We start from the raw sequence: 22,152 nt of genomic DNA, 5'->3' as shown, positions 1-22,152 counted from the left end.
AGCCCCATGTTCGGCGGCGCGTCTACTTCGGCCTCACCGCTGTTCGTTCGCCCCGGGCACTCGGCTGAGCCAATGCGTTCTCAACCTGCTCGGCTCTCTCGGCCCTATGCCGGTAGTCGTCCGCAATCGCCTTGAGCCGCTCGGCCACGGTCTGGTTGGTCGTATCCCGCGCCACGCGGAGCAGTGTCCGCGCCGTATCGAGATATCTACTACTGAGCATAACCCGCTCCGCGATATTTATTTTGACATGGATGTAGGCACGTTGCCCGTGCAATCGCTTCACAACGTCGGGAGGTCGGGATCAGCGGTTGGCCTGGATCGACGGACCTTTGGCCGGAATCGACGGACTTCGCCAGTTGCCGCACCGTCGCAGCGCTTCTAATTCTCCGTTCGTCGAAACACGAACTCCGAGAGGAACGCGATGTATCAGCTCCATTATTTTCCGAGCAATGCCAGCGCGGCGCCTCACATGGTGCTGGAAGAATTGGGCCTGACTTACGACCTCGTGCTGGTCGATCGCGCCAAGAACGCGCAGAAATCCGCCCACTATCTCAAGATCAATCCGAACGGTCGCATTCCGACCCTGGTCGACCGCGGGCTCGTGCTGTTCGAGGCCGCTGCAATCGTCTTCCATCTCGTGGACCAGCACCCCGACGCTGGCTTGGCGCCGAAGATTGGGACGCCGGAGCGCGCGAAATTCTATCAATGGATGACCTTCCTGACCAACTCGCTGCAAGAGGAGCTCATGATCTGGCAGTATCCGGATCGGCTGACAGGCGACGACGAGGCTGCCACCGAGATCGTCAAGCGCGGCGCCGAGAAGCGCGCCGGGGCCTATCTCGACGTGATCGACCGGCACCTGAAAGACAACGGCCCGCTGTTCCTGGGCGACACGCTGAGCGCTGCCGACTTCTATCTCGTCATGCTCGCTCGCTGGGCTCGCCCAATGACGAATCCGCCACGCGCCCGCACCTACGTTGCGCGACTGCTCGACATGGTGACCGCGCTGCCCTCCGTGCGCCGAGCCTATGCGCACGAGGGTGTCCCTGACGAAATTTGCTGAACGGTAGCCGGCGGCAACTGCCTTGCCGGCGCGGAAGCCACGAGGAGACTGCCATGACGATCGAGACAATGAGTCGGAATATGCGGGAGCGGATGGACCTGCCTTTCGTGGGCCTCGTAACCTTCGCGAGCCAACCTGCCTGCACCGATTGGGACAGGCTCGACGGCGCTGATGTCGCCGTGCTCGGCGTACCGATCGATACTGCCTCAAGCTACCGCGTCGGCACCCGCTTCGGGCCGCGCGCCATCCGGGAGATGTCGATGTTCCACGGCTTCGGCCCCGAGGGCGTGTTCGATTTCGAAGACGAGGTGACGTACCTGACCGCGGACGAGGTCAGGATCGTGGACGCCGGCGACAGCGACGTCATCTATGCCGACACCAAACGCAGTCTCGCCAACGCTGAGTTCGCGGTACGGGCGCTGCTCGATGCCGGCACCATGCCGTACGTCCTCGGCGGCGATCATGCCATCACCATGGCGACAATTGCAGCCTATTCGGGAGAGAAGCCGATCCACATCGTGCATCTCGACGCGCATTTCGATTTCATCGACGAGCGCAACGGCGTCAGTTGGGGCCACGGCAGCCCGATGCGGCGCGCCTCTGAGATGGCCCACGTCAAGGGAATCACAACACTCGGCCCGCACAACATGGCCTCGGTCGGCAGGAAGGATTACGAAGCCGCAAAAGCCTATGGCACGCACGTGGTTCCCTTGCGGAAGTTTCGATCCATCGGCGCGGCTGCGGCACTCGCCCATATCCCGGATTGTGAGCGTGTCTACGTCTCGATCGATATCGACAGCTTCGATCCTTCGATCGCGCCAGGCACCGCGACCATCAGTCATGGCGGCTTTACTTATTATGAGGCCAAGGACCTGCTGCGCGAAATCGCCAGGCGTTTCGAGGTGGTCGGCGTCGATTTTGTCGAAGTATCGCCGCCCTATGATCCCTCCGGGATCACCTCGCTGCTCACGGCGCGAACCAGCCTCGACTTCATCGGGTCGATCTTCCACGAGCGCGCGAAGCGACGGCGCTGATCACCGTAAAATGGATGAAAGGAAAGTCGCAATGAACGACATTTGGCCCACCGTCCTCGCGTGCGATCCGGTGAGAGGATCAGATATCCTTATCGGCTCATCCAACCAAATCGATTGGATCTTGCGCCAGAGATTCCTTACGTAACCCGTGAGGCTTCCGCACCACGCCGCGGGTCCGTCACCGTCGGGCCGGTCCGCGACAGGAGCGCACAGCAATCGAGAATGCGCTGACTAAGACGCGCCACTAATCGAGTGCAACGGAGAAACGGTCGCAAGGCGCTGCCATCCCCGGCAGCGTCAACGACGGGCTGCGCTCAAAATTGATGAAAGGAGAACTGCAATGAACGATGCGACAAAGAAGCCGTTCCTGACCCATGCGTCGGGCACGCCTGTAACAGACAATGTGAACATCCAGACGGCGGGCCCGCGCGGTCCGGCGCTGCTACAGGACGTTTGGCTGATCGAGAAGCTCGCCCACTTCGCCCGCGAGGTGATCCCGGAACGGCGCATGCACGCAAAGGGGTCGGGCGCGCATGGCACCTTCACCGTCACCCACGACATCACCCGCTACACCAAGGCTACGATCTTCTCCGAGATCGGCAAGCAAACGCCGATGTTTGCACGGTTCTCGACGGTGGCCGGCGAGCGTGGCGCGGCCGATGCCGAACGCGATATCCGCGGCTTCGCGCTCAAATTCTACACAGACGAGGGCAATTGGGACGTGGTCGGCAACAACACGCCGGTATTCTTCTTCCGCGATCCGCTGCGCTTCCCGGACCTGAACCACGCCATCAAGCGCGATCCCTATACCGGCATGCGCAATCCCGACATGAATTGGGATTTCTGGACGCTGTTACCGGAGGCGTTGCATCAAGTCACCATAATCATGAGCGAGCGCGGCATCCCGAAGAGCTTCCGTCACATGCACGGCTTCGGTAGCCACGCCTACAGCCTGCTCAACGCCAACAACGAGCGGACCTGGGTCAAGTTTCACTTCCGCACCCAACAGGGCATCCAGAACCTGAGCGATGCCGAGGCCGAGGCTCTGATCGGCAAGGACCGCGAGAGCCACCAGCGCGACCTCTTCACCAGCATCGAGCGGCGCGATTTCCCGCGCTGGACGCTGTACATCCAGGTGATGACGGATGCGCAGGCGAAGCGCTTTCCGTTCAACCCGTTCGATCTGACCAAGGTGTGGCCGAAAGCCGACTATCCGCTGATCGAGGTCGGCTTCTTCGAGCTCAATCGCAACCCCGGCAATGTGTTCGCCGAAGTCGAACAGGCCGCCTTCTCGCCGGCCAATATCGTGCCGGGTATCAGTTATTCGCCCGACAAGATGCTGCAGGCGCGGCTGTTCTCCTACGGCGACGCGCAGCGCTACCGCCTCGGGGTGAACCATCACCAGATCCCGGTCAACGCACCCAAATGTCCGTTCCACAGCTATCACCGGGACGGCGCCATGCGCACCGATGGCAATCTCGGCGGCAGCATCACCTATTGGCCGAACAGCGTCGGCGAGTGGACCGATCAGCCGCAGCTCAACGAGCCGGCAGTCGAGATCACGGGCGGCGCCGCGCATTGGGATCATCGCTTGGACGAAGATCACTGGCAGCAGCCCGGCAATCTGTTCCGCAAGATGAGCGCCGCCCAGAAGCAGGTGTTGTTCGACAACACCGCGCGACAGGTGGGACAGGCCTCACGGCCGATCCAGGAACGGCATATCGCGAACTGCGCCAAGGCTGATCCTGCCTACGGCAAGGGTGTCCAAGATGCGCTCGCACGATTGGCGTCCGGCAAGCTCTGATGCCGGCGCGAAGGCGAGCTTAGGCTCGCCTTCAATACCGCCCGGGATCGTGAGGCCCGCCTCACGATCAGATCTCCTTATCAACCCGTTCATCGAAATCGATTGGGCCTGATGGGCGGAGTCTCCTATTTTCGGCGCAACGCAACAGCATGCGGTTTCACAATGGCCTATCCTGACCGCGGCGGACACCGTCCTGCAAGCGAGAGCACGCTATGAAGAAGGTACTTCTGATCGAGGACGACAGCGAACTGGCCGAGCAGATCGCGGCAGGGCTCGGCGATCACGGTTTTGTGGTGGACTGGGCGTCGAATGGGCTCGAAGGTCTGGACAAAGCGCGTTCTCTCCGGCCCGATGCAATGATCGTCGACCGTCTGCTGCCCGGAGTGGACGGGCTTGGGGTCATCGAATCCTTGCGTAGGGATCAATTGCAGACGCCCGTCCTGGTGCTGAGCGGGCTCGGCGGCGTTGAGGATCGCGTCCATGGACTGCGATCAGGCGGCGATGATTATCTCACCAAACCCTTCGCGCTGATCGAGCTCGTCGCCAGGATCGAGGCCCTGCTGCGTCGTGGCGCCGATATGCGCCAGACAATCTTGCAGGTCGGCGCACTCGAGCTCGATCTGATCGAACGGACCGCGAAACGCAGCGACCGCGAGGTCACGCTGCTGCCACGTGAGTTTCGTCTGCTCGAATACATGATGCGGCGGCCAGAACAGCTGCTGACCCGGGAGATGCTGCTCAAGAACGTGTGGAACTACAGTTTCGTCCCCGCGACCAATCTCGTCGACGTCCATATGGGCCGCCTGCGCCACAAGGTCGACGGCCCTGGCGAGACGCCCATGATCTACAACATCCGCGGCGCGGGCTTTATCCTCCGCGAGACTGCAAGCAGGCCGGACGTGCTAGCGATGCGAGGGCTCTCGCACCGCCGCTAGATTCAGTAAGCCGCAGGGAGAACGAAATGGATCGCACGCCTGTCGCCATTGTCGTTCCGCCGAATGCCCAATCGCTTGACATCTGCGGCCCGCTCGATGCGTTTCTGGAAGCCAACCGGCAGGCTCCCGCCAAGTGCAATTACGATGTGCGGCTGCTCTCGACCGGCAGTGAGCTGACCGTAAAGGCCGGCGTGATGTCGCTGGTTGCGGATAACTCGATCCTGGAGGACGTGCAGCCAATCGATACGCTGCTGGTCGCGGGCACACCGGACTACGGCCAAGCCTATGGCGCCACTGATCTGCTCGCCTGGTTGCGCCGGCAGGCGCCGCGCTGCCGGCGTCACGGCTCGGTCTGCACCGGCGCCTTCTTTCTCGGCGCCGCAGGTCTGCTCGACGGCTTCAACGCCACGACGCACTGGCAGCATGCGACCGAGCTTGCCGAACGGTTTCCGGCGGCCAGGATCGTGCCCGACCAAATCTTCGTGCAGGATGGCACCCTGTGGACGTCGGCCGGCGTGACGGCCGGCATCGATCTCGCGCTGAAGCTGATCGAAGACGACCACGGCCGCGACATCTCGCTCGCGGTGGCACGCCGACTCGTCGTCTTCCTCAAGCGGCCTGGCGGCCAGTCGCAATTCAGTGCCCACCTCGCGGCACAGCTGGCTTCGGAGGGGCGTATTCAATCGGTGCAGCACTGGATCCTCGATCACCTGTCGCTCGAGTTGACCGTGAACACCCTTGCTGCACGGGCGGCGATGAGCGTACGCAATTTTACCCGCGTGTTTCAGCAGGAGACAGGGATTACACCGGCCGACTTTGTCGAGATGGCACGCGTCGATTCGGCGCGACGGCTGCTTGAGGACTCAGACAAGCCGCTGCAGCGCGTCGCCTCAAGCTGCGGCTTCGCCAATCCCGACACGATGCGACGCGCCTTTCTCAGGCGGATCGGCACCGGCCCCAGCGAGTATCGGGAGCGCTTTCGCGGGTGACCGGAACCTCTTGCCAGAGCTGTGCGCGCGATCGCCTGTCATCGAAGGTTACAGGAGATCACTTTCGTGCACGAACACTTGAGGCGGGCTCGTGCAGCTGAGCTGTTCTGCGCACCTCACCAGTGCGGAACACAAACAGCAAAAGAGACTACGCGATGATCAGACAGCCTATTCTCGCCACATCGATGCTTGCGCTTGCTGCCATGTCGAGCAGTGTCTTTGCATACTCCAATGTATCACCCAAACCGACGGCGCAGAAAGTGGCCTCTGCCCAAGAGTCCCTGCAGGCATCTTTTGCATTCGACCAGACAACGCCCTCGTCGACAATCAAGCCTGACGGCTATCGCTATCACGGTGGACCCAAGTCGAACGATTGACCGCGGTCCGGCAAGATGGATCGATTGACCGGGCGCTCCCTCAATTGCTGTCGATGCGGGGGCTGTGCGCAGGCGCTGCTCCGATAATTTTGATCGTGCAGATACGAGGGCGCGACCGGGAGTTCTTGCATGACGGTCGCGAACTCAACAATTTGTGGAGGAGCCAAGCGATGAAAATCTTCTCCGTTCTTTGCGTCGTGCTTAGCCTTTCGACGGAGGCTGCTTTCGCGCGCGGCGGCATGACCTCATCTCACATGTCCTTCACTGGCGGAGCGCTCGGCACAAGTGCCGCGACACCGGGCACCAACTCCCTGGGCACAGCCCTCTCCTCGTCTGGCATCAGCACCCGCATGAAGGGTCCAGCGCTTGGCACCAGCCCTGCTATCGACCGCGAAGAGACCAAAGTCGACGAGGCGATCGGATCGATCTGCCGGGGCTGTTGAACAGGGTCTGCGCTGGCCTCGAGCGGAGTAGCAGCGCTACACGCGTGTCGCCGCCGTCGCTTGGCAACATGCCGAACGAGAGCTTGAACGACTGCGGTCGTCGCGTTCAATCCGAAGTGACCTTTCTAAAGCTCAATTTAGTCGTTGCCCGATGTGTGATGGCCTAGTTGCTAGCTATCGCATTCAACAATGATCGGACGCCATGAGCACAACTCCCGCAGTTCACGTTGTGAAGCCGGCCCTATTCGACACCGGTACGGCGCAAACGCCAGGCTCTGAACGGCGCGCGGCGATTTCGCCGGCGCTGGGGATCGGCGCGTCGATATGGGGCGGGCTGTTCGAGGTCGAGCCGGGCGCGCGGACCGGAATCCATCATCACGGGGAGCAGGAGACGATCGCGTTTGTCCTTTCTGGCCTCTGCGAGATCCGGTGGGGCGCACGAGGCGAGTGCGCCGCGCGGGCACATGCCGGCGATTTTATCCACGTCCCGGCTTTCCTGCTGCACATGGAGATCAATCCTTCGCAACGTCAACCGTTTCGTTGGGTTGTCGTGCGCAGCACTGCGACGCCGATCGTCGTCAATCTTCCAGATGATGCATGGAACTAGTCAGGGAGCCGTCATGGACCACAACCAATCATTGACACCCACCCTGGAAGTCAGCCGCCGCACCGTGATCGAGACTGGAACCACGGCGCTGCTGCTGACGGCGCTTCCACGTGCCGCGCTTGCCAGAGATCCCTCCGACGCGGTCGGGTCCCTGCCGTCCGCGACGGTCGAACTCTCGGTCAACGGCCGCTCGCACGCGCTGACGCTCGATCCCCGCACCACGCTGCTTGACGCGTTGCGTGAGCATCTGGCGCTCACCGGATCGAAGAAGGGCTGCGACCATGGTCAGTGCGGGGCCTGCACCGTGTTGATCGACGGACGGCGCATCAACGCCTGCCTCACGCTTGCGGTCATGCATGACGGGCAATCCATCACCACCATCGAGGGACTGGCCAATGGCGAGACCATGCATCCCCTGCAGGCGGCGTTCGTCGCGCATGACGGCTTTCAGTGCGGATACTGCACCTCGGGCCAGATCTGTTCCGCTGCCGGGATGTTGGCCGAGGCCCGCAATGGCATGCCGAGCTATGTGACCGACGACCTCGCCCATCCGGCGACCGAACTCACCGACGCTGAAATCCGCGAGCGGATGAGCGGCAACATCTGCCGCTGTGCGGCCTATCCCAACATCGTCGCCGCGATCAAGCAAGCTTCGGGAACATCGACATGAAAGCCTTCACCTATCAGCGCGCCGCATCGACCGCACAAGCGGCCGAAGCGGCGATCAAGCCAGGCGCCAGGATCATCGCCGGCGGCACCAACCTGCTCGACCTGATGAAGCTGCAGGTGGAGACGCCGTCCGCCCTGATCGACATCAATCACCTGCCGCTCGACAAGATCGAGGAAACGTCCGAGGGTGGGCTGCGCGTCGGCGCATTGGTCCGCAACAGCGATCTGGCGGCGGATCTTCGTGTACGGCAGCGCTACGGTGTGCTGAGCCGTGCTCTGCTCGCCGGTGCCAGCGCGCAGTTGCGCAACAAGGCAACCACGGGCGGCAACCTGCTGCAGCGAACGCGGTGCTACTACTTCTATGATGTCACCAAGCCCTGCAACAAGCGCGATCCCGGGTCTGGATGCGCGGCGTTTGCCGGATTCAACCGCATCCATGCCGTGCTCGGCGCCAGCGATGCCTGCATCGCGACCCATCCCTCCGATATGGCGGTCGCCATGCGCACGCTCGACGCCAGGGTGGAAACTGCCGATCGGGACGGCGAGAGGCGCGTGATTCCCATCGCCGATTTCCATCGGCTTCCCGGCAAGACGCCGGAGATCGAGACCTCGCTCAGGCCCGGCGAGATCATCACGGCCGTGACGCTGCCTCCTCCCCCGCCGGGCATACACGTCTATCGCAAGGTGCGCGACCGCGCCTCCTACGCCTTCGCGCTGGTATCGGTCGCAGCAATCGTTGACGTCGGCCGCGGTGGCATTCGCTCCGCTCGTCTCGCCTTTGGTGGTCTCGCACACAAGCCATGGCGCGTCGCAGCGGCAGAGGAAAGACTGGCCAATGCCCCCGCCGGCACGAAGACCTCCGAGGCTGCCGCAGATGCTGTCCTCGATGGTGCGCGCGGCCATGGTGGCAATGATTTTAAGATCCCGCTGACGCGACGGATGATCCGTGCCGTGTTGGCAGAGATCACCCGAACCTGAGGAACTTTACTCATGGACATGAACGCTCCTGTCGGAGTCAATGCGCTTGATGCAGAGACCGTGGTCGGCAGGCCGCTCGATCGCATCGACGGCCGATTGAAGGTCACAGGCGGGGCGCGCTACGCCTTCGAGATGCAGCAGGATGGGCTGTACGGCTTTGTCGTCGAGGCCTCGATCGGAAAGGGCAGGATCAAGTCGATCGACACCCGAGCAGCCGAGCGGGCGCCGGGGGTTAGGCTTGTCCTCACCTACCGGAACACGCCACCGCAAGGTACCGGCAATCATCGCGAGGCGCATCCCGTGCTGACCGGCCCGGAGGTCTCCTACTATGGCGAGCCGGTGGCGTTCGTCGTTGCCGACACCTTCGAGCAGGCCAGGGCCGCGGCCTACCTGGTCGCGATCGAATACGATCGGCAGGACGGGACATATACCCTCCGCGACAATCTCGATTCGGCTCGTGTGCCAAACCAGAAGGACGGCGCGCCGCCCGACAGCACGGTCGGCGATTTCGCCGCTGCCTTCGCCGACGCCCCGGTACAGACCGACGTCACCTATACGACGCCGTTGCAAAGCCACGCCATGATGGAGCCGCATGCCACGCTGGCGGCATGGGACGGCGACAGACTGATCTTGCACACGGCAAACCAGATGCTGAGTCAGGGCCAGCGCGCTGTCGCCGCCACCTTGCAGATCCCGGTCGAGAACATCAGGCTGGTCAGCCCCTTCATCGGGGGCGGATTTGGCGGCAAGCTCTGGGTCAGTGCCGATGCCATTCTTGCGGCAATCACTGCGCGACAGCTCAAGCGTCCGGTGAAAGTGGCGCTGACCCGCCAGCAGGTCTTCCACGTCACGACCCACAGATCAAACACCGTCCAGCGCATCCGGATCGGCGCCGACCATGACGGCCGCATTCTCGCCATCGGACATGACGTGCTCTCGGGCAACCTGGCGAGCGAGCAGGTCTATGAGGCTGCGGCACTGCAGACCCGCTCGCTTTACGCCGGTAACAACCGCCTGACGCGGCATCGCCTGGCCCCACTCGACATACCCGTGGCATCGTCGATGCGCGCGCCTGGCGAGGCAGTCGGGCTGCTGGCTCTCGAATGCGCGATGGACGAGCTGGCCGAGAAGCTCGCGATCGACCCGATCGCGTTGCGCGTTCGAAACGAGCCGAACGAAGACCCGGAAAGACACATCCCCTACTCCAGCCGTCACCTGATCGCCTGCATGCAGGAGGGGGCGCGCAGATTCGGATGGGACAAGCACAACGTCACGCCCGGCCAGGTCCGCGACGGCCGCTGGCTGGTCGGGATCGGAATGGCAGCCGCAACGCGCGGCAATCCGCTTCGCCTGTCAAAAGCCAAGGTACGGCTGAACGCGGACGGCACCTTGACCGCACGCATGGCCATGACCGACATCGGCACAGGTACCTATACCATCCTGACCCAGATCGCGGCCGAGATGCTCGGCCTGCCCGTCGACCATGTGCGGATCGAACTGGGCGATACGTCGTTTCCGGAAGCCGCAGGCTCCGGCGGATCGTTCGGCGCGGCGAGCTCCGGCTCCGCGCTGTTCGAGGCCTGCCAGTTGCTGCGCGAGAAGCTGGCGCAACTGGCCGACATCGACCCGGCGACCGCTCGCTTTGCCGATGGCCGCATCGCTTCAGGCGAAAGCACCGTCAAGCTGACCGACCTGGTCGGCGCGGGCATTGAAGCCGACGGCGAAATCCGGCCCGGCAAGACCGCCAAGGACTTCTCGCAACGGTCCTACGGCGCGCACTTCGCCGAGGTTGGCGTCGACGAAGATACGGGTGAGGTGCGGCTGCGGCGCATGCTCGGTGTCTTCACCGCCGGCCGGGTGCTGAACGCGAAGACGGCACGGTCACAGGCCATCGGCGGGATGGTGTTCGGCGTGGGAGCCGCGCTGCACGAGGACCTGGTACTCGATCCGCGCTTCGGCTGTTTCGTCAATCGCGACCTTGCCGAATACCATGTCCCCGTACACGCCGATATTCCCGCAATCGACGCTGTGTTCCTGCCGGAGCTCGACGCCAAATCCAACCCACTCAAAAGCAAGGGCATTGGCGAATTGGGAATCTGCGGTGCAGGCGCCGCGGTCGCCAACGCGATCTACAATGCGTGCGGCGTTCGGATCCGCGACTATCCCATCACCATGGACAAGATTCTATCGGGCCTGCCACAGCGGGCCTGAGGCCGGGTGAGCTGGCGTCGGGCAGCGCGCAGCCGTCGCGTCCAGCTTGCGTCAGGTCATGCCGGGCAAGCGGGCGTGAGCCGTGGTGCCGTGAGCCGTGCCGCGGCCTTCCGCGCCAGATGGTCAGCGGCCGCACGCTTGACCTTCTCGAAGGCCCGGGCCTCGATCTGCCGGACGCGCTCATTCGAAATCGACATTTCACGTCCAAGCGCCTCGAGGCTCGGTGGATCGTCGGCGAGCCGCCGCACCTCGAGCACCCGCCGCTCCCGTTCGCTCAGCACACCGAGCGCAGCGTGGAGTGCCTCAGAACGCTGGGCGCGCTCGTCGTGATCCCCGACGATCGTTTCGGCGTCGGGCGATCCGTCGACGAGCATCGCCTGCCACTCGGTGGTCTGGCCGTCGTCCGTGATTGGCGTATTCAGCGACAAGTCGCCGGTCAAGCGGCAGTCCATCTCGATCACGTCGCGCGGGCTGACTTCAAGTTCTCGCGCAACGGCCTCGACGATCTCCGGCGTCAGCCCGCTGGTCGTACCGGCGAACTTCCTCATCTCGCGCCTGAGACCGAAGAATAGCTTCCTCTGCGCAGAGGTCGTGCCAATTTTGACCAGCGACCATGAGCGCAGGATGTAGTCATGTATCGCAGCCTTGATCCACCAGATTGCGTAGGTCGAAAACCGGGCCTCGCGCCCTGCTTCGAAACGCGACGCCGCGATCACCAGACCGAGATTGGCCTCTGCGATCAGGTCGGACAGCGGAAGGCCGTAGCCCTGGTAGCGGCGAGCGACGCGTGCGGCGAGCCTCAGGTGGCTGGTCACAAGCACGTCGCTCGCTACCCGATCGTGGCGCTCGTGCCAGCGTCGCGCCAGCTCCTGCTCCTGTCCTCTCTCGAGAAGATCATATCGCTTGATGATCAAGGCGTAGTCCTTGGCGTAGCCGCCAGCTCGACCTGCTACGTCCAAGGTCTTGTCGGCAACAGCCACGCTCTTGACGGGCATCTGCAGCTCCAAAGTTTCGAGAACAATGCGATTGACTCTAGGTCCGAGAGCTGCGTTCGAGCCATTAAATTGGGTTTGAGAAGGCGAAATTTGAGTTTAGTCGGTGGCCCACGCGCGAAACCCTAACTTTGTTTTTAATTGTTGCGGCGATCCAGACCACCCATGTCAATACGGCGGCTGTCACCGCAAGCATGAAGCAACACTCGTAGTCCAACATTTTCCGGAAGGTCGACCATGGCACTCTTGTCGCGCGCTTTCTTTCGCAGACGGGTCATTTCGATGGCGACGACGCTGACGGTCGCCGCAACGACGAGCACCCTTGCGCAAAGTTCAAATCCTGTGAACCAGCCGCATGCGGTCGCGGCCGATTCCGGCGAACGCCAATTCTTGTTCGACAATGAGCTCGCCATGAGCAAGATGAGCCGAGGGATGATGGTCAATCCGACCGGCGACGTGGACCGCGACTTTGTCGCGATGATGATTCCTCATCATCAAGGCGCGATCGATATGGCCGAAGCCGAGATCAAATATGGCCATAGCGAAACGCTGCGCCGCCTGGCAGCGAGCATCGTCAATCAGCAGGGCCAGGAAATATCGATCATGCATCGCGCAATCGGTGGTCCTCAGGGCAAGATTCCCTCAGAGGCCAATGACGACAAGCAGCTGGCTCAAGGCAAGAAGGTCACGCCATGAACCATATCACTGGACGTTGCGGGAATCCTCGCCCGGATGGTCGTCGATTGCGGTGATCCGCCGCTCCGGTGACAGGGCCGCGATCCGGCTTGGATCGCAGCCCCTATAGCCGGGCAAACTAAACTCGAATTTAACCGACGTCGCGAGGCCGCCGACCTACGTCTCAGCCGGCTCACATGCACAGCGGAGCAGAACGACCATGCTGGACGAAGAATCCTTCAAGGGCGACACCGGCAATCGGCCTTCCCTCGACAAGATTGGCGTCATCGGGCTTGGCCTGATGGGGACAGAGATCGCGGCGAACCTCGCCGCAGTCGGCCATTGCGTGAGAGCCTATGTCCGTCGCCCAGCACGGTTAGTCGAGCTGAAGGCGCTGAACCTGATTCCGACCACAAGCATGCAGGACCTGTCCGATTGCAACATCCTGCTCAGCATGCTGCCGGACGACGATGCGGTTCGCGAGGTCTTCTTCGGCAAGACCGCCACCGAGGGCATTGCCGCGCACCTCGGCCCCGGCACGATCCATCTCTCGATGAGCACAATCAGCACCACCGCATCCGCGGAGTTTGCGCACGCGCATAAGATCCGCGGACAAGACTATGTGGCGGCGCCTGTGTTCGGAAACCCCGCGGCCGCGAAAGCGCGGGAGCTCGCCGTCATCGTCGCGGGCCCTGTGACCGCCTGCAAACGTTGCAGCCCGTTGATCGAACGGCTGGGCCGCACCTTCTTCGTCGGGTCCGAGCCGGCGCAGGCGAATCTGATCAAGCTGCTGGGGAACATGATGACGGCAACCACGCTTCAGGTGCTTGGCGAATTGATCGCTCTGCTTCGGAAGCGCGGCCAGGACCCGCAACAATTTCTCGACATCATGACAGGCACGATGTTCGGCAGTCGCGTCCATACGATCTACGGCCGCCGGATCGTTGCCGGAGATTATGCGCCCGGCCTTGCGATGCCGATGGCGCTGAAGGACGTGCGCCTCGCCCTCGCAGAGGCGGAGAAGGCCAGCGTCGCGATACCGTCGGTGAGTGTGGTGCGGGATCGCATGATCACCGCAATCGCGCGGGGTCACGCCGCACGCGACTGGACCGCGCTTGCGTTGCTGGCCTTCGAAGAGGCCGGCCTGTGAGCGTCGATTGCCGTTCTTCACATGACCACGATCGTGACCGATGTCGTCGTGCCGGCCGATTTCAGCGCCGCTGAGGCGACGCGAGGCGTGAGCACGATCGCGCCCTGTTGAAGCGACGTGACGAGATGGTGCCTTCGAAACAAGGTGCTCTGTCGCACCTCAAGACCAGAAGCCTTTTGGCTTCCATTCACCTTGGGGAGCAATGCGCCAGCCCGATTTTTCGTCATGGCGAGCCTCGGCGATCGATGGGACCGAGAGCTCTCGCGCGCTCGAGGAAACCGAGGACGCGCAACACTGGCTCGTGCCAACGGCACGGCGCCCCTCTAAAAATGAATTTAGTGGAAGCCGCGGACGCCGCTCCTACCTTTCGCGTATCGGAACGTTCGGCGTCGTGCAGTGGGCTGAGTTGTACGACCGGTTCCCCCTGTTGATAGGAGTGACGTGATGAAACGAGCAATAACGATATTGGCGACGGCCGCCCTGGCCACGAGTTTGCTGACGGCAGCAGCCGATGCCCGCGGCGGTGGCGGCGGCGGTGGACATGGTGGCGGCGGTGGCGGTGGACATAGCGGCGGTTTCGGCAGTGGCTTTGGCGGCGGTGGCCACATGGGAGGTTTCGCTGGCGGCGCACATATGGGCGGCTTTGGCGGCGGCCGCACCGGAGGCTTTGGCACAGGTCCGCATATCGGGAGCATGGGCGCCGGCGCGATGAGAGGAGTTGGCGGAGGCGTCCATACCGGCCGCATTGCCAGCGGTGCCATGGAGCACTTCGGGGGCGACCACATCGGCGTCGGCAGCCACACCGCGGGACTGCCGCATCATGCCATGCATCGCTTCGGTGGACACCGCTATGGCTACGGCCTCGATTACGGCTACGACCCCGACTGCTACGACCTCTACTACCGCTATCCGAACCACATCTGGTCGCCGAGCTGCGGCTAAGTGCGACGCGCACGCGTTACGCTTGCGCGTGTACCGATGCTGCGGAGGGAGGTCTCGTGCGATCGCTCCCTCCGCAGTGATCTCACGGCGTCTCAAGACAACGTAAGCCCGTTCGACCGCAACCGCACGGCGCGAGTTTCGCGAACACATGATGCGCCAAGTTGCCGTCGCATCTCGACCGCAAACAGGAGTTGAAGACAATGAGCATTCCATCATCCAGCCAAGCCGACATGGAATTCGTCGACATTTGCGGAACCTCGATTCGCGCCTCGCGGATTGCTCTCGGAACATGGGCCATCGGCGGCTGGATGTGGGGCGGCAGCGATGAGAACGACGCCATCGACACCATCCACGCGGCGCTGGATCGCGGCATCAATCTGATCGATACGGCGCCAGTCTATGGTTTCGGCCGTTCGGAGGAAATCGTCGGCAAGGCGCTTGCCATGGGCGGCCGCCGACAGAACGCATTGATCGCCACCAAGGTCGGCCTGGATTGGCGGGAGGGCAAACCCTTTCGCAACGCGCGGAAGGCGCGGATCATCGCGGAAGTCGAAGCTTCGCTGAGCCGATTGAAGACCGATGTGATTGATCTCTATCAGGTGCATTGGCCCGATCCGAACACGCCGATTGTGGAAGTGGCCGAAGCGATGGCCGCGCTCAAGCAGGCCGGTAAGATCCGTGCCATCGGCGTCAGCAATTTCAGCTCTGGCCAGATGGAGGAATTCCGCACGGCTACCCCGCTGCATGCGGCACAGCCGCCCTACAATTTGTTCGAACGCGGCATCGAAAAAGACGTGCTGCCCTATTGCGCGGCACGCCACATCGCGGTGCTCGCCTACGGCTCGTTGTGCCGCGGATTGTTGTCGGGCCACATGGATGCGTCAAGCAGCTTTGCCGGCGACGATCTGCGCAAGAACGATCCGAAATTCCGCACGCCGCGCTTCGCGCAATATCTCGCCGCCGTCGAGCGGCTGGACCGCCTGGCACAGGAGCGCTTCGGGAGGCGGGTCATCCATCTCGCGCTGCGCTGGGTGCTCGATCGAAACGATCAAAACATCGCCTTGTGGGGCGCGCGACGGGCGGACCAGCTTGGACCGGTCGCCGAGGTCCTGGGCTGGACCATCGACGACGCGACGATGGCCGAGATCGATCGCATTCTGGAGATGTCCATCAAAGATCCGGTCGGACCGGAATTCATGGCGCCTCCGGCTCGTGTCGCCGCCTGATCGACCATCAGCCTGTAGGAAGATATGATGAGACACTTTCTGATTGCCGCAACATGCGCGTTACTGGCGGGCCCTGCCTTCGGGCAGGCCGCGGTGACGCCGACGCCTTCGCTCTCCGCGACATCGCCGCTTGGCATGGTTCCGAGCGCACCGGTCGGCGGCACGGGAATTCCTTTGGGCTCGACGGAAATCGCCTCGCCCGGCGTAAGCCCGCTGGTTACATCCTCGACCGCCATGTCAGGATGTTCAACCACCGGCACCTCGGCGGCCGCGATGTTCGGATCGACCTCGTCCTTTGACGGTGGCGGCATGTCGGTCGGGAGCGCGATGCCGACCACTGCGGCTTCCTCGCCGACGGCAACGCCGAACCCATCGGCCGCGGCGCCATCGAACTCGCCCGCACTGCCGACGACGTGGGCCATGATCGACACGTCGGGCATGTCCGGCATGTGCGGCTCCGGCGCGGGCAGCCTCGCCGCATCTTCAATGCCGACCTCGCCGACGACGCAGGGCGGAACGGCGCGAACCGGCATTCCCCTGGGTTCGACCGAGATCGGAAGTCTCGGGGTGAGCTCCGCTGCGATGGTGCCACTCCCCAGCATTGCATCGCCGGCCGTCGGTATGCCGCCAACCATGCTGACAATGCCCGTCACATCTCCATCACCCACCACGACAACGGGCAGCGCCAGCGCTCCGTAGATCGACTTGCGAGCACCAGCAGCCATGAGAAAGCACGTCCTCGTTCCCGCTGCCTTGCTCGGCATCGCCGTCACGGCAGGCGCCCTTCTCTATCTGACGCATGCCAGACCGCTGCGAGAGGCCGCTGCTGCGCCCGCGGAGCCGCCCCCGGTACCAGTCGTCGGTGGCGCGGTCGCGCAGCATGACGTGCCGATTTATCTGACCGGCGTCGGCACGGTGATCGCCTACAACACCGATGTCGTGCGCGCACAGATCCAGGGGCAGATCACCAGCATCAACTTCACCGAAGGACAGAGCGTGCACGTGGGCGACTTGCTGGCGCAGATCGATCCCCGTCCCTACCAGGCGCTGACCGAGCAATACACGGGCAATCTGGAACGCGACCAGGCGCAGCTCACCAACGCCGGCGCGAACCTCACGCGCTACGCCCAGCTCGGCGACAAGGGCTGGGCAACGCCGCAATTGATCGAAACGCAAAAGGCGCAAGTCGGCCAGCTGCAGGCGGCGATCAAGACCGACCGAGCCCTCATCGATGCTGCGAATGTGCAATTGAGCTACACCCGGCTGACCTCGCCGATCGATGGCGTGGTCGGGATCCGCCAGATCGACGTCGGCAACATCATCAGCCCATCAACAACCAACGGCCTGGTGGTCGTCACCCAGCTCGATCCGATTTCGCTGATCTTTACCTTGCCTGAAACCGTACTGCCGCAAATCCAGCGACAGCAGCAACGAACAAAGGCCCCACTGCCAGTGCTCGCCTACAGCCAGGACAACACCACGCAGCTCGGCCAGGGCGACCTCGCCCTGGTCAACAATGAAATCCTGCAGACCACAGGCTCGATCCAGCTCAAGGCGACCTTTCCCAACAAGCAGCACGAACTTTGGCCCGGCGAGCTCGTCGACGCGCGGCTGCTGGTCGATGTCAGGCACGGCGGCCTGACCGTTCCCGCTTCCGTCGTGCAGCAGGGTCCGAACGGCGCCTATGCCTACGTCATCAATGCGGACAGCACGGTGGCGACCCGTCCGATCAAGGTCGCTCAAATCAGCGACGGCGAAGCGTTGATCGATTCCGGCCTGACACCCAACGAACAGGTGGTGGTCGACGGACAATACAGGCTGCAGCCGGGCACGCGTATCGCGGTCCTGCACGGCCAGGCGGCAGAGGAAGCAGCGGCGCAGCAAGCGCAACAAGCATCCATCCCATGAACATATCCGCGCCGTTCATCCAGCGACCGATCGCAACCGCCCTGCTGATGGTCGGGCTGTTGGTCGGCGGCCTTGTCGCCTACCCGCTGTTGCCGGTGGCGTCGCTACCGAATGTCAACTATCCAACCCTGCAGATCACGGCCCAACTGCCAGGCGCGGATCCCCAGACCATGGCCTCGTCCGTCGCCACGCCGCTGGAGACGCAATTCGGCCAGATCCCGGGGCTCACCCAGATGACCTCGGCCAACGCGCTCGGCTACACCCAGATCACGCTGCAATTCGACCTGAATCGCCAGATCGACGGGACCGTCAGCGACACGCTGTCGGCGATCAATGCCGCGACCCCGTATTTGCCGACCGGCATCCCCTATCCGCCGACGATCCGGAAGGTCAATCCGGCCGACACGCCGATCCTGGTGCTTGGCCTCACGTCGGACTCTCTGCCGCTGACCACCGTCGACGCCTATGCGGAGAACATCCTGCTGCAGAAGATATCGCAGGTTTCGGGCGTCGGCCTCGTCGGCATTGGCGGCCAGCAGAAGCCAGCGGTCCGTGTGCAGCTTGATCCGCAGGCGCTCGCAGCGCGCGGCATCAACCTCGAAGACGTCCGCACCGCCCTCGGCCAGGCCAACGTTGACCTCGCAAAGGGCACGCTCAACAGCCCACGCCAGACCTACACCCTCAACACCAACGACCAGCTGCTGACGGCCGACGACTATGCCAATCTGGTCATCGCATACCGCAACGGTGCGCCCGTCCGCGTCCGCGATGTCGGCCGCGCGATCAGCGCTCCGGAAAACGACCTGATCGCCGGTTGGTATAACAACCAGCGCGCCATTATCCTCGCAATCCAGCGCCAGCCCGGCGCCAACGTCATCGACACCGTGAACCGGATCAACGCTATGATGCCGGTGCTGCAGGCGTCGATCCCGCCGGCGATCAGAATCAACGTCATATCCGACCGCACCGAGACCATTCGCGCCTCGGTCAGCGACGTGCAGTTCACCTTGATGCTGACGGTTGCGCTGGTGGTGATGGTGATCTTCATCTTCCTGCGCAACTTCTGGGCCACGGTGATCCCGTCCGTTACCGTGCCGCTATCGCTGATCGGCACCTTCGCCGTGCTTTACGAGCTGGGCTACAGCCTCGACAATCTCTCGCTGATGGCGCTGTCGATCGCGGTCGGCTTCGTGGTCGACGACGCCGTGGTCGTGATCGAGAATATCGTTCGCCATATGGAGGAAGGCGCCACGCCTTTCGAAGCCGCGCTCAAGGGCGCCGGCGAGATCGGCTTCACCATCGTGTCGATCACACTGTCTCTGATTGCCGTATTTATTCCGCTGTTCTTGATGGGCGGATATGTCGGCCTTCTGTTCCGCGAGTTCGCGGTCACCGTGAGCGTCGCACTGGTGCTGTCGCTTGTGATTTCGCTGACATTGACCCCGATGATGTGCGCGCGGCTGCTCAAGCCCAAAAGCAAGGAGCACGGCCGGCTTTTCCGTGTTTTCGAAAAGGGTTTTGACGGGCTGCTTGGCATTTACGAGGCGGGGCTCAGGATCGTGCTGCGGCACCGCTTCATTACCCTGCTGTCAATGTTTGCGACCATCGTGCTGACCGGCTATCTCTATTTCGTTATCCCCAAGGGCTTCTTTCCCGAGCAGGACACCGGATTGATCATTGGCCTCTCGGAGGCCGCGCAGGACATTTCCTTCCAGGCCATGGCCGAGCGTCAGCAGGCCCTGCTCAATGCCATCATGCGGGATCCCGCTGTGGCGTCGATCGGTGCGGCGGTCGGGGCCGGCGGCGGCAACGCTACAGTCAATAATGGCCGTGTCTTCATCGCGCTCAAGCCGCGCGATCAGCGCGACAGCATGGATCAGGTGCTGGGGCGGCTGCGGACCAATCTCGCCAAAATCCAGGGAATCACGCTCTACATGCAGGCCGCCCAGGACATCACCATCGGCGGCCGCGTCGCCAAGACGCAGTATCAATACACGCTGGATGACCCCGACCAGGGCGAGCTTAATCATTGGGCGGGGCTGTTTCTCGATAGGATCAAGCAGATTCCGGGCATCACCGATGTCGCGACCGACCAGCTCAACGCCGGCCCGCTGCTCGACATAACCATCAAGCGCGAGGTGGCTTCGAGCTATGGCATCCTGCCCTACACCATCGACAATACGCTCGACGACGCCTTTGGCCAGCGCATCGTCTCGACCATGTACACGACGCTGAACCAATATCATGTTGTGCTGGAGGTCGATCCCAAGTTCCAGTATTCGCCAGAGGCGCTCACGGGCATCTACGTCAAATCTTCCAGCGGCCAGCAGGTGCCGTTGTCGACGCTGGTCGACAGCGCAGTGAAAGTCGCGCCGCTCCTGATCAACCATCAGGGCCAGTTCCCGTCAGTGACAATCTCCTTCAACCTGCTGCCGGGCACCGCGATAGGCCAGGCCACAGCTGCCATCCAGAAGATTGAGAAGGATCTGGGCAAGCCGCTGTCGCTGCAGACCAGCTTTCAGGGCAATGCACAGGCCTTCGGTCAGTCCCTGTCGACGACCCCGATACTGATCGTAGCAGCGCTGTTCGTGATCTATCTCATTCTCGGCATACTCTATGAAAGCCTCATTCACCCGATCACCATCATCTCGACGCTGCCGTCGGCCGGCCTTGGCGCGCTGCTGCTCTTGAAGGCGGTTCACCTTGATCTTTCCGTGATCGCGATCGTGGGCATCATCCTGTTGATCGGCATCGTGAAAAAGAACGGAATCATGTTGGTCGACTTCGCCCAGCATGTCGAGCACCAAGAGGGACTAACGGCGGAGGAGTCCATCTATCGCGCCTGCGTCATGCGATTTCGCCCGATCCTGATGACGACGATGGCGGCGCTGCTTGGCGGCGTACCCATGATGGTGGGCACCGGTGCGGGATCGGAAATCCGCCAGCCGCTCGGCTATGCCATTGTCGGAGGCCTAGTCGTATCGCAGGTGCTGACCTTATACACGACCCCGGTCATCTACATCTATCTTGACAGGGTGCAAACCTGGCTGTTCGGCGCGAGGCACCCGGCGATCACCGAGGCCAAAGCGATCCCCGCCGAATGATTGATTGTGTGGGCGGCATACCATCTGGGGGATTGAAGGGAGGCCAAAGCTTTCGCGTCGGCCAGGACCTCAAAGCGCTCTCAATTCTCACGCGTATTGATGATGAGTCATGGAGCAGCTTGGTCACCCGGGGGGGGGGTGCCCATTGGCCTGTTTATCCGGACACCCCAGCGCAGGGGGCCGGATAGGCGACGCGACCGGTGAAGCGATCGAAGGTGCGAATGACGTCGGCAATCTCGGCGAGGACGGAGGCCGCGATAACCTGATGCTATGCCACGACTGAAAATTCGTCCGGCACATGCGGCATTCCCGCAGCCTGAAGCGCGGTGTAGAAGGCATTGGCGCGGCTGCGATCGAGCGTCAACTCGCCCCTCTCGATCTAGGTGATTACCAGGCCCGCTCGGCTGTCCAGGATCCGGCGCAGCGCTGCTCTCCGGACCAGCCGATCCAGGTCCCTCGACCTCGGACGCCCGTTAGCTTGCCGGACCCAGATGCGCGCCTTTCCTGCACGGTAACGGACGCACGAACCGCTCCCGAACCCGTGACGGTGCCCCTGAATGTCGCAACGTTAGGCGAGGTTATCACGCCATTCTCTATGTTGACCAAGTAATTGTACGTCGGGCTGCAATCTCCGCTTTGCGTGACAAAAGTGATGTTCCACGAGCCGTCATACGACGAGCGAGCGTCAACGCTGGTAGCAAGCAGCAGGCCAGCGCTGCAGCCAAATAGCATCGCAAGCAAGTGCCGATCCATGACAAGCCTCCATTGCATTTCATCCATTTGTGAAACATAAGGATGGTCGCAGCATCGGCCGATTGATTCACATCAAAGCCTTTTGGCCGGTAGTCTCGCTCGTGGACTACTATTGTCGTGCGCAGGAAGCCTCCGGTGCCGCCAATCTTCCACCGCCGGCAAGCGGAAGGAAGGATGCTGAGAGCCTTGCGCGGCGAACAGCATTTGCCTCCCTGTGTCTGACATACTAAGCAACAATCGTGATGATCTACCCATGCGGTGATTCCGGCCAATCACCCCGATCGGGGTGGCC

The 22,152-nt window shown here is 62.6% G+C and carries 20 protein-coding genes; 16 read left to right on the top strand and 4 right to left on the bottom strand.

Annotated elements, in window-relative coordinates; translation table 11 throughout:
* Positions 1-22 precede the first annotated feature (22 nt).
* Positions 23-220 carry a hypothetical protein gene (locus ACQR1W_RS18400; RefSeq protein ID WP_434852112.1) on the bottom strand — a complete coding sequence of 66 codons (198 nt, stop codon included), beginning with the start codon at positions 218-220 and terminating at the stop codon, positions 23-25.
* Positions 221-421: 201 nt separating this feature from the next.
* Here ACQR1W_RS18400 and ACQR1W_RS18395 point away from each other — a divergent pair, with 201 nt between their 5' ends.
* The 10 genes from ACQR1W_RS18395 (at position 422) to ACQR1W_RS18350 (ending at position 11,110) form a co-directional block, all read left to right on the top strand.
* A complete protein-coding gene (locus ACQR1W_RS18395) occupies positions 422-1,063 on the top strand; it encodes a glutathione S-transferase family protein (protein ID WP_434852111.1) in 642 nt (213 codons plus the stop codon).
* Between the two features lie 53 nt (positions 1,064-1,116).
* Positions 1,117-2,097, top strand: coding sequence for an agmatinase (locus tag ACQR1W_RS18390; RefSeq protein WP_434852110.1), 981 nt, complete (start codon positions 1,117-1,119; stop codon positions 2,095-2,097).
* A 340-nt stretch (positions 2,098-2,437) separates the two neighbouring features.
* Positions 2,438-3,901, top strand: coding sequence for a catalase (locus tag ACQR1W_RS18385; RefSeq protein ID WP_434852109.1), 1,464 nt, complete (start codon positions 2,438-2,440; stop codon positions 3,899-3,901).
* Between the two features lie 212 nt (positions 3,902-4,113).
* Positions 4,114-4,836, top strand: a complete 723-nt coding sequence (locus ACQR1W_RS18380) for a response regulator transcription factor (RefSeq protein WP_434852108.1) — start codon at positions 4,114-4,116, stop codon at positions 4,834-4,836.
* 26 nt (positions 4,837-4,862) lie between these two features.
* A complete protein-coding gene (locus tag ACQR1W_RS18375) occupies positions 4,863-5,825 on the top strand; it encodes a GlxA family transcriptional regulator (RefSeq protein WP_434852107.1) in 963 nt (320 codons plus the stop codon).
* Positions 5,826-6,372: 547 nt separating this feature from the next.
* On the top strand, positions 6,373-6,645 hold the full coding sequence (locus tag ACQR1W_RS18370) for a hypothetical protein (RefSeq protein ID WP_434852106.1): 273 nt from the start codon (positions 6,373-6,375) through the stop codon (positions 6,643-6,645).
* A gap of 202 nt (positions 6,646-6,847) precedes the next feature.
* Entirely contained in the window at positions 6,848-7,252 is a 405-nt protein-coding gene (locus ACQR1W_RS18365; RefSeq protein WP_434852105.1) for a cupin domain-containing protein, read from the top strand.
* A gap of 13 nt (positions 7,253-7,265) precedes the next feature.
* Positions 7,266-7,922 (top strand): 2Fe-2S iron-sulfur cluster-binding protein, encoded by a 657-nt coding sequence (locus ACQR1W_RS18360; protein WP_434852104.1) that lies wholly within the window; start codon positions 7,266-7,268, stop codon positions 7,920-7,922.
* Positions 7,919-8,899, top strand: coding sequence for an FAD binding domain-containing protein (locus ACQR1W_RS18355; RefSeq protein WP_434852103.1), 981 nt, complete (start codon positions 7,919-7,921; stop codon positions 8,897-8,899). The genes ACQR1W_RS18360 and ACQR1W_RS18355 overlap by 4 nt, the downstream gene beginning before the upstream one ends.
* 12 nt (positions 8,900-8,911) lie before the next feature.
* Entirely contained in the window at positions 8,912-11,110 is a 2,199-nt protein-coding gene (locus ACQR1W_RS18350; RefSeq protein WP_434852102.1) for a molybdopterin cofactor-binding domain-containing protein, read from the top strand.
* A gap of 56 nt (positions 11,111-11,166) precedes the next feature.
* Here the strand turns inward: ACQR1W_RS18350 and ACQR1W_RS18345 are convergent, their stop codons facing one another.
* Together ACQR1W_RS18345 and ACQR1W_RS18340 are read right to left on the bottom strand one after the other, a co-directional pair.
* Entirely contained in the window at positions 11,167-12,105 is a 939-nt protein-coding gene (locus ACQR1W_RS18345) for an RNA polymerase factor sigma-32 (RefSeq protein ID WP_434852101.1), read from the bottom strand.
* A gap of 134 nt (positions 12,106-12,239) precedes the next feature.
* Positions 12,240-12,503 (bottom strand): hypothetical protein, encoded by a 264-nt coding sequence (locus ACQR1W_RS18340; protein ID WP_434852504.1) that lies wholly within the window; start codon positions 12,501-12,503, stop codon positions 12,240-12,242.
* Between ACQR1W_RS18340 and ACQR1W_RS18335 the strand changes: the two genes are divergently transcribed.
* Both ACQR1W_RS18335 and ACQR1W_RS18330 read left to right on the top strand, forming a co-directional pair.
* Positions 12,385-12,798, top strand: a complete 414-nt coding sequence (locus tag ACQR1W_RS18335) for a DUF305 domain-containing protein (protein ID WP_434852100.1) — start codon at positions 12,385-12,387, stop codon at positions 12,796-12,798. The two genes, ACQR1W_RS18340 and ACQR1W_RS18335, sit on opposite strands and share 119 nt — an antisense overlap.
* Positions 12,799-12,997: 199 nt before the next feature.
* Positions 12,998-13,927, top strand: coding sequence for an NAD(P)-dependent oxidoreductase (locus ACQR1W_RS18330; protein ID WP_434852099.1), 930 nt, complete (start codon positions 12,998-13,000; stop codon positions 13,925-13,927).
* A gap of 17 nt (positions 13,928-13,944) precedes the next feature.
* On the opposite strand, the gene ACQR1W_RS18325 is transcribed toward ACQR1W_RS18330, so the two are convergent.
* Complete coding sequence (locus tag ACQR1W_RS18325) at positions 13,945-14,154, bottom strand: hypothetical protein (protein WP_434852098.1); 210 nt, start codon at positions 14,152-14,154, stop codon at positions 13,945-13,947.
* A 217-nt stretch (positions 14,155-14,371) separates the two neighbouring features.
* On the opposite strand from ACQR1W_RS18325, the gene ACQR1W_RS18320 reads away from it, so the two are divergent.
* From ACQR1W_RS18320 to ACQR1W_RS18305, 4 genes are all read left to right on the top strand, one after another.
* Positions 14,372-14,869: a hypothetical protein gene (locus ACQR1W_RS18320; protein WP_434852097.1), complete on the top strand. Its 498-nt coding sequence runs from the start codon at positions 14,372-14,374 to the stop codon at positions 14,867-14,869.
* A 200-nt stretch (positions 14,870-15,069) separates the two neighbouring features.
* Positions 15,070-16,095, top strand: a complete 1,026-nt coding sequence (locus ACQR1W_RS18315; protein WP_434852096.1) for an aldo/keto reductase — start codon at positions 15,070-15,072, stop codon at positions 16,093-16,095.
* A gap of 723 nt (positions 16,096-16,818) precedes the next feature.
* Complete coding sequence (locus ACQR1W_RS18310; RefSeq protein WP_434852095.1) at positions 16,819-18,003, top strand: efflux RND transporter periplasmic adaptor subunit; 1,185 nt, start codon at positions 16,819-16,821, stop codon at positions 18,001-18,003.
* On the top strand, positions 18,000-21,107 hold the full coding sequence (locus ACQR1W_RS18305) for an efflux RND transporter permease subunit (RefSeq protein ID WP_434852094.1): 3,108 nt from the start codon (positions 18,000-18,002) through the stop codon (positions 21,105-21,107). Before ACQR1W_RS18310 ends, ACQR1W_RS18305 begins: the two co-directional genes overlap by 4 nt.
* Positions 21,108-22,152: the final 1,045 nt, after the last annotated feature.

Source organism: Bradyrhizobium sp. HKCCYLS1011 (assembly GCF_051167795.1).
In the GTDB taxonomy this organism is placed as follows: domain Bacteria; phylum Pseudomonadota; class Alphaproteobacteria; order Rhizobiales; family Xanthobacteraceae; genus Bradyrhizobium.
The sequence above is the reverse complement of the archived record's forward strand: the minus strand, read 5'-3'. Positions and strand labels throughout refer to the sequence as shown.